Genomic DNA, 6,809 nt, shown 5'->3' with positions numbered 1-6,809 from the left:
TGCGGGCGGCGCGGGCCTAGGGCCGGCCGCGCGGAGGTCGCGGGACTATTCGGCGGCGGTGGGCGTGGCGGCGAGTTCCGCCTCCAGCTCCGCCACGGCCGCGCGCGTCGCCGCATCGGCGGCCTTCTCGATGGCGCGATAATTGGCGACGACCGCCTGCCCCAGCGCCGTGAGCGCCGTGCCGCCGCCGTGCTTGCCGCCGGAGCGGGCGGAGACGAGCGGGGCGGGGAAGAGCGTGTTCAGTTCCTCCACCAGCTCCCACGCCCGGCGATAGGACATGTCCATCTCGCGGCCCGCCGCCGAGATGGAGCCGAGCGCCTCGATCTTCTCCAGAAGCTCGATCTTGCCGGGGCCGAGCCGGCCTCCGGGAGCAAGGTCGATTCTCACGCTCAGCGACGCCATGGAACCTCACACACGCAATCGCGCATCGGATCGCCCGGCGCTGCGCTGTATCCGCCGCGCGCAGCTTATCAAACCGGACGGTGCCTTGTCGTTATTCCCTTCGATATATAAGATCGACTCGCAGAATAGGAAGGGCACACACATGTTCATGCGCCAGCTCGAATATCTGGTGGCGGTGGCGCGCGAGGGGCATTTCGGGCGGGCGGCGGAGGCCTGCCGGGTGTCGCAGCCGGGCCTGTCCGCCGGCATCCGCAAGCTGGAGGAGGAGCTGGGCCTGCCGCTGGTCATCCGCTCCCACCGCTTCCTCGGGCTCACGCTGGAGGGCGAGCGCGTGCTTGCCTGGGCGCAGCGCATGGTGGCGGATTATAACGGCATGCGGCAGGACCTCTCGGATGCCGCCACCGGCCTGTCCGGCACGCTGCGCATCGGCGCCATTCCCGCCGCCATCCCCGCCTTGCCGGCGCTGGTGAACGGCTTCTGCGCCCGCTATCCCAATGTGCGGGTGCAACTGCTGTCGCTGGCCTCCACCGCCATCCAGCGCGGGCTCGACACGCTCGATATCGATGCCGGCGTCACCTATTCCGAGAACGAGCCGCTGACCCGCGTGCGCTCCCTCCCGCTCTATGACGAGACCTACGTCTTCGTCACCGCCGCCGGCGCCTTCTCCGGCCGCAATGCCATCGGCTGGTCGGAGGCGGCGGCGCATCCCTTGTGCCTGCTCACCAGCGACATGCAGAACCGGCGCATCGTGGACCGCATCCTCGCCGAGGCGGGGGTGGCCTCCAATCCCCGCATCGAGGCCAACAGCTTCCTCGGCGTGTGGTCTCTGGTGCGCTCGGGGGCGTGGTCCGGCATCGTGCCCCACACCTATCTCGAAACCTTCGATGCGCCGGACCATCTCGTCGCCGTGCCCCTGGTCGACCCGGTGCACAGCCAGAGCGTGGGCGTTGTCACCTCGGACCGCGACCCGCAATCGCCGCTGGCGGGCGCCTTCATGCGCCACGCGGCGCGCCGGATGGGCGAGAGCGTCGCCCGGCCGGCCCTCACCGCCTGCGCCTGAGAGGGCTTATCGCAGGCGGCTATCAATCGTTGCCGCCAAACGATTGGACCGGCCGCCGCCCCCGCTCTTAACTCGCAAAAGCCGGACGCGACCTGCGCCGGCCTCAAGATGGAAGCGCGGCGCGGTGGCCTCAGGCCGCCCCGCGGATCGTCCCAAATGCGTCCCGTTCCCACCGGCGCCGGCCTCCCACCCGGCGATCGCGGACGCGCGCCTCCATCGCCTCAAGGAGGAAACCATGGCCAAGGTTCTCTGCGTTCTCTACGACGACCCCATCGGCGGCCTGCCGAAGACCTATGCCCGCGACGACCTGCCGAAGATCGATCATTATCCCGGCGGCCAGACCCTGCCGACGCCGAAGGCCATCGACTTCATCCCCGGCACCATGCTCGGCAGCGTCTCCGGCGAGCTGGGCCTGCGCAAATATCTGGAAGCCAACGGCCACACGCTGGTCGTCACCGCCGACAAGGACGGCCCGGATTCGGTGTTCGAGCGGGAGCTGGTGGATGCCGACATCGTCATCTCCCAGCCGTTCTGGCCGGCCTATCTGACGCCCGAGCGCTTCGCCAAGGCGAAGAACCTCAAGCTCGCGCTCACCGCCGGCATCGGCTCGGACCATGTGGATCTGCAGTCGGCCATCGACCGGGGCGTCACCGTCGCCGAAGTCACCTATTGCAACTCCATCAGCGTCGCCGAGCACGTGGTGATGATGATCCTCGGCCTGGTGCGCAACTATCTCCCCGCCCATGACTGGGCACGCAAGGGTGGCTGGAACATCGCCGACTGCGTGCAGCACTCCTACGATCTGGAAGCCATGAGCGTCGGCACCGTGGCTGCCGGCCGCATCGGCCTCGCCGTGCTGCGCCGCCTCGCGCCGTTCGACGTGGAGCTGCACTACACTGACCGCCACCGCCTGCCGGAAGCCATCGAGAAGGAGCTGAACCTCACCTTCCACGCCACCCGCGAGGAGATGTACCCCCATTGCGATGTGGTGACGTTGAACTGCCCGCTGCATCCCGAGACCGAGCACATGGTGAACGAGGAGACGCTGAAGCTGTTCAAGCGCGGCGCCTACATCGTCAACACCGCGCGCGGCAAGCTGTGTGACCGCGACGCCATCGCCCGGGCGCTGGAGAGCGGCAGGCTCGCGGGCTATGCGGGCGACGTATGGTTCCCGCAGCCGGCGCCGGCCGATCACCCCTGGCGCACCATGGCGTGGAACGGCATGACCCCGCACATGTCCGGCACCTCGCTCACCGCCCAGGCCCGCTATGCGGCCGGCACCCGTGAAATCCTCGAATGCTTCTTCGAGGGGCGCCCCATCCGCGACGAATATCTCATCGTTGAGGGCGGCAACCTCGCCGGCGTCGGAGCGCATTCTTATTCCAAGGGCAATGCCACCGGCGGCTCGGAGGAGGCGGCGAAGTTCAAGAAAGCGGGCTGATCCGCCGGCGCGGCGGCGGCTCTCCTGGGGCGCCGCCGTGCCATCGCCGTCTTCCTCCCGCTTTTCGGGTGCTTGTCCCATGACGTTCCTTTTTTCCGGGTCAGGAGCCTCCGGCCAGGGGGCGCCGCTGGCCCGGCGCGCGCTTGAAGCCGGCCTTGCCGGGTTCGGGGCCTTCCTGGCGATTCTCCTCCTCGGTCTCGCTCAGGATGGCTCCGGCGTGCTGCTGCTCATCGCGCCCTTCGGCGCAAGCTGCGTCCTCGTCTTCGCGCTCCCTCAAAGCCCGTTGGCGCGGCCGCGCAATGTCGTTGGCGGGCATGTGCTGTCCACGGCCGTTGGCGTTGTCGTGCTGTCCTTTTGCGGCGCGGCGCCGTGGGCGGTGGCCATGGGCGTTGGTGTCGCCATCGCCGTGATGCTGCTGACCGACACCCTGCATCCGCCGGCCGGGGCCGATCCCATCGTCGCCATGCTCATGGGGGCGTCCTGGACGTTCGCCCTGATGCCCGTTGCGGTGGGTGCCATGGCCATCGTGCTGCTCGCGACCGGCTTCCACCGATACGTGACGCGGCGTCCCTATCCGATCCGCTGACGGGCCAAAAATATGGCACCGGGGGCCTTTCGGCTCCCGGTGCCTCCGTTGCGAGATGCCACACGAGAGATGGGAAAAAGAGATCGGAAAAACAAACGGATCAGGTGGGGTCGGTCGCTCGTCAGAAAGGGGGGATCAGTTGAAGACGGGGGCCGCCTCGCCCGTGCGGCGGATGTTGGCGTGGGCGGCGGCCAGCGTCTGGAGCTGGCGACCACCAAGGGCAAACGACACCTCGAAGCCGTCGGGCGTGGCGAGGGTGAGGATCAGGGTGGAGGGCTCGGACGCCTGCTCCACCCGCACCATGTGCGCGGGATAGACGAGACGCAGGCTCTCGTCCTTGTATTGGGCGCGCAGCACCTCGGCCATCATCTTGGGCAGGGTCATCACCAGCGCGCGCAGGCAGTCCGACGGCAGGTTGAGCGACGCGCTGGAGCCATCCGGCTGGCTGAAGCTCATGCGGAAACGGCTGCCGTCCACCGCGACGTCGAACGACAGGAGATCCTGCCCGATGATGTCGTCGCGCTGGAGGCTCTCGTCCGTCATGGCGTCGGTCTTCATGGCGTCGATCCAGCCCCGCTTTGGCAATGTAGCTATATTCGTTCAGATATAGCGCATGTCAAGCGTCAACGGCGCTGACGTTTCGGTGGGGCGGCCCTTTTCACCCCAACGGACCGAGCCCCCTCTCCCCTTGCGGGAGAGGGCTGGGGTGAGGGGTATGGTGCGGAAAGGGCCGATGGAGGGCAGGTGGAGAGGTCGCCCCCCTCACCCCCGGCCCCTCTCCCGCAAGGGGAGAGGGGAGAACCAACGTCCCGCCGTCCACGCTCACCCTTCCTTTACGATGGCGCGGTCACAATCTCGCCTGCGCTATTGAGGATAAGCCATGGCACACGCTGCCATCGAGAGTTCCGCCGTGACCTCCCTCGCCGCCCCGCTGACCGCGTCCGCGTCCCATCCCGGCGTCGCGCCGACCATTCTTGTGTTCGATTCGGGGGTGGGCGGGCTGTCCGTCTTCCGCGAGGTGGCCAAGGCCCGGCCGGATGCGCGGCTCGTCTATGCGGCGGATGATGCGGCCTTTCCCTACGGCGCGCTCACCGACGACGTGATGCTGGAGCGCGTCGGCCATGTGGTGGACCGGCTGATCGCGGATGTTTCGCCCGATCTGGTGGTCATCGCCTGCAACACCATTTCCACGCTGGCGCTGCCGAGCCTGCGCGCGCGCCATGCGCTGCCCTTCATCGGCACCGTTCCCGCCATCAAGCCCGCCTGCATCGCCTCCCGGACGAAGCGGGTCAGCGTGCTCGCCACCCCTGGCACCGTGCGGCGCGACTATACGGCCGGCCTCGTGCGCGAGTTCGCGCAGGGGTGCGACGTGGCCCTCGTGCCCAGCGACCGGCTCGCCGGCCTCGCCGAGGCGGCCATATCGGGCGATCCGGTGGACGATGAGGACATCGCCGCCGAGATCGCGCCCTGCTTCGTCTCCGCCGGCGGCCGGCGCACCGACACGGTGGTTCTGGCCTGCACCCATTATCCGCTGCTGGTGGACCGCTTCGAGCGCCTCGCGCCGTGGCCCGTCACCTGGATCGATCCCGCGCCCGCCATCGCCCGGCGGGTGACGCAGCTCATCGGTCCGGCCGTGGCGCCGCCCGATACGGCGCCGGTGCGCCTCATCTCCACGCTGCGGCCGTTCGAGCCGGAGCGTGTCACCGCCATCGTCGGCCGCACCGTGGCCGATCCCGAGGTGCTGGCCTCCGCCCGGCCGTTCGCCTCCCCCAGCTGATCCCGCCGAGGAACCATGACCGACGACCGATCCCGCCTCCTCATCGGCCGCCGCGCCTTCACCCTCGGTCTCGCGGGGAGCGCATTTCTGGCAGGTGCCGGGCTTCTCGCCCCGCCCGTCTTCGCCCAGCAGGCGGCGCAGCCCTTTCCCAAATGGGTCGAGACCTTCCGCGCCCGGGCGCGTGCCCGCGGCGTGTCGGATGCCACCTACAACAAGGTGTTCGGTGGCCTGAAGCCGGACACCTCGGTCTATGCGCAGGACCGCAACCAGGAAGAGTTCACCGAGCAGTCCTGGCAATATCTCAACCGCCGCGTCTCCGATTGGCGCATCGCCACCGGCAAGCAGAAGGCCCGGCAATATTCCGCCCTGTTCGATCGAATCGAGCAGGCGTTCGGCGTCGATCGCCGGGTGATGCTCGGCTACTGGGGCATGGAGAGCGCCTATGGCGAGGTGCTCGACAATCCCAAGCACATGAAGCCCATCTTCAATTCGCTGGCGGCGCTGGCGTGGGGCGATGCGCGGCGGCGCAAATACTGGGAGGCGGAGCTTCTCAACGCCCTCGTCATCGTCGAGCGCGGCTGGGGCACGCCGCAGGAGATGACCGGCTCGTGGGCCGGCGCCATGGGCCACACCCAGTGGATGCCCGAGGTGTGGCTCAACATGGGCGTGGATTTCGACGGCGACGGCCGCATCTCGCCCTTCGGCAAGCCGGACGACGCGCTGGCCGGCACCGCCAACTATCTGGTGAAGCGCGGCAAGTACCGGCGCGGCGAGCCGTGGGGCTTCGAGGCGAAGCTGCCCGGCAATTTCAATTCCGACCTCGCCGACAACAAGACGCGCCGCCCGCTCTCCCAGTGGGGGGAACTCGGCCTCACCACCATCGAGGGGCAGTCGCTGTCCGCCTATGACGAGCCGGCGCGGCTCTGGCTGCCCGGCGGTCCCGGCGGGCCGGCGCTGCTGCTGCTCCACAATTTCTATGCGGTGCGCTCCTACAACCCCTCGTCCAACTACGCGCTGGCGGTGGTGCACCTCGGCGACCGGGTGATGGGGGAGGGGCCGTTCGTCGCCTCCTGGCCCGGCGGCGAGCGGGCGCTGACGCTGGCGGAGATCCAGGAGATCCAGCAGCGCCTCACGGCGGCGGGCTTCAACACCGGCGGCTCCGACGGCCGCGTGGGCGCCGACACCATGCGCGCGGTGCGCGCCTTCCAGCAGAAGGCGGGAATCACGCCGGCGGACGGCTACGCCTCGCTCACCGTCCTCAACGCACTGCGGCAGGGGCGGTAGACGTCGCTGCGAACGCTCTCCCGGGATGGATTGCAGGCCTTCAGTCTCGCTGTCATCCCCCGCCTCGTGCGGGGGATCCACTCTTCCGCCGATCGCGCGTCAGGTTCTGAGCGCCGGCCAAATGGCGAAGTGGATGCCCCGGACAAGCCGGGGCATGACGCACAAAGCGACTCGCCCAAAAGAAAAGGGCACCCGGAGGGTGCCCTGTCCAGTCACGATGAACCTTGGATTGTAAGCCGCGCGGCGCCGTTGTCCAGCG

General features: G+C 68.8%; 7 protein-coding genes. 5 read left to right on the top strand and 2 right to left on the bottom strand.

Annotated features, from left to right (window positions below):
- Window positions 1-45: 45 nt before the first annotated feature.
- Entirely contained in the window at window positions 46-402 is a 357-nt protein-coding gene (locus ACE3QW_RS03415; RefSeq protein WP_029558743.1) for a winged helix-turn-helix domain-containing protein, read from the bottom strand.
- A 142-nt stretch (window positions 403-544) separates the two neighbouring features.
- Between ACE3QW_RS03415 and ACE3QW_RS03410 the strand changes: the two genes are divergently transcribed.
- The 3 genes from ACE3QW_RS03410 (at window position 545) to ACE3QW_RS03400 (ending at window position 3,489) form a co-directional block, all read left to right on the top strand.
- A complete protein-coding gene (locus ACE3QW_RS03410) occupies window positions 545-1,462 on the top strand; it encodes a LysR family transcriptional regulator (RefSeq protein WP_374250434.1) in 918 nt (305 codons plus the stop codon).
- A gap of 235 nt (window positions 1,463-1,697) precedes the next feature.
- Entirely contained in the window at window positions 1,698-2,903 is a 1,206-nt protein-coding gene (locus ACE3QW_RS03405; protein ID WP_374250433.1) for an NAD-dependent formate dehydrogenase, read from the top strand.
- 79 nt (window positions 2,904-2,982) lie between these two features.
- Window positions 2,983-3,489 (top strand): HPP family protein, encoded by a 507-nt coding sequence (locus ACE3QW_RS03400; protein WP_374250432.1) that lies wholly within the window; start codon window positions 2,983-2,985, stop codon window positions 3,487-3,489.
- 135 nt (window positions 3,490-3,624) lie between these two features.
- Here ACE3QW_RS03400 and ACE3QW_RS03395 read toward each other — a convergent pair whose 3' ends face one another.
- The gene (locus ACE3QW_RS03395; protein ID WP_374250431.1) at window positions 3,625-4,047 is read right to left on the bottom strand and encodes a hypothetical protein; all 423 of its coding nucleotides are present in this window, start codon (window positions 4,045-4,047) and stop codon (window positions 3,625-3,627) included.
- A gap of 322 nt (window positions 4,048-4,369) precedes the next feature.
- Between ACE3QW_RS03395 and murI the strand changes: the two genes are divergently transcribed.
- Both murI and ACE3QW_RS03385 read left to right on the top strand, forming a co-directional pair.
- Window positions 4,370-5,266, top strand: coding sequence for a glutamate racemase (murI, locus tag ACE3QW_RS03390; RefSeq protein ID WP_374250430.1), 897 nt, complete (start codon window positions 4,370-4,372; stop codon window positions 5,264-5,266).
- Window positions 5,267-5,281: 15 nt separating this feature from the next.
- Window positions 5,282-6,550, top strand: a complete 1,269-nt coding sequence (locus tag ACE3QW_RS03385) for a lytic murein transglycosylase (RefSeq protein ID WP_374250429.1) — start codon at window positions 5,282-5,284, stop codon at window positions 6,548-6,550.
- Window positions 6,551-6,809: the final 259 nt, after the last annotated feature.

It is taken from the genome of Xanthobacter sp. (assembly GCF_041911315.1).
GTDB classification, from domain to species: Bacteria; Pseudomonadota; Alphaproteobacteria; order Rhizobiales; family Xanthobacteraceae; genus Xanthobacter; species Xanthobacter aminoxidans.
The sequence above is the reverse complement of the archived record's forward strand: the minus strand, read 5'-3'. Positions and strand labels throughout refer to the sequence as shown.

What these genes read in the sequence shown, in the direction of transcription:
- ACE3QW_RS03415 (WP_029558743.1), bottom strand. Translation starts at nt 402, where the DNA reads ATGGCGTCGCTGAGCGTGAGAATCGACCTTGCTCCCGGAGGCCGGCTC.
- ACE3QW_RS03410 (WP_374250434.1), top strand. Translation starts at nt 545, where the DNA reads ATGTTCATGCGCCAGCTCGAATATCTGGTGGCGGTGGCGCGCGAGGGG.
- ACE3QW_RS03405 (WP_374250433.1), top strand. Translation starts at nt 1,698, where the DNA reads ATGGCCAAGGTTCTCTGCGTTCTCTACGACGACCCCATCGGCGGCCTG.
- ACE3QW_RS03400 (WP_374250432.1), top strand. Translation starts at nt 2,983, where the DNA reads ATGACGTTCCTTTTTTCCGGGTCAGGAGCCTCCGGCCAGGGGGCGCCG.
- ACE3QW_RS03395 (WP_374250431.1), bottom strand. Translation starts at nt 4,047, where the DNA reads ATGAAGACCGACGCCATGACGGACGAGAGCCTCCAGCGCGACGACATC.
- murI (WP_374250430.1), top strand. Translation starts at nt 4,370, where the DNA reads ATGGCACACGCTGCCATCGAGAGTTCCGCCGTGACCTCCCTCGCCGCC.
- ACE3QW_RS03385 (WP_374250429.1), top strand. Translation starts at nt 5,282, where the DNA reads ATGACCGACGACCGATCCCGCCTCCTCATCGGCCGCCGCGCCTTCACC.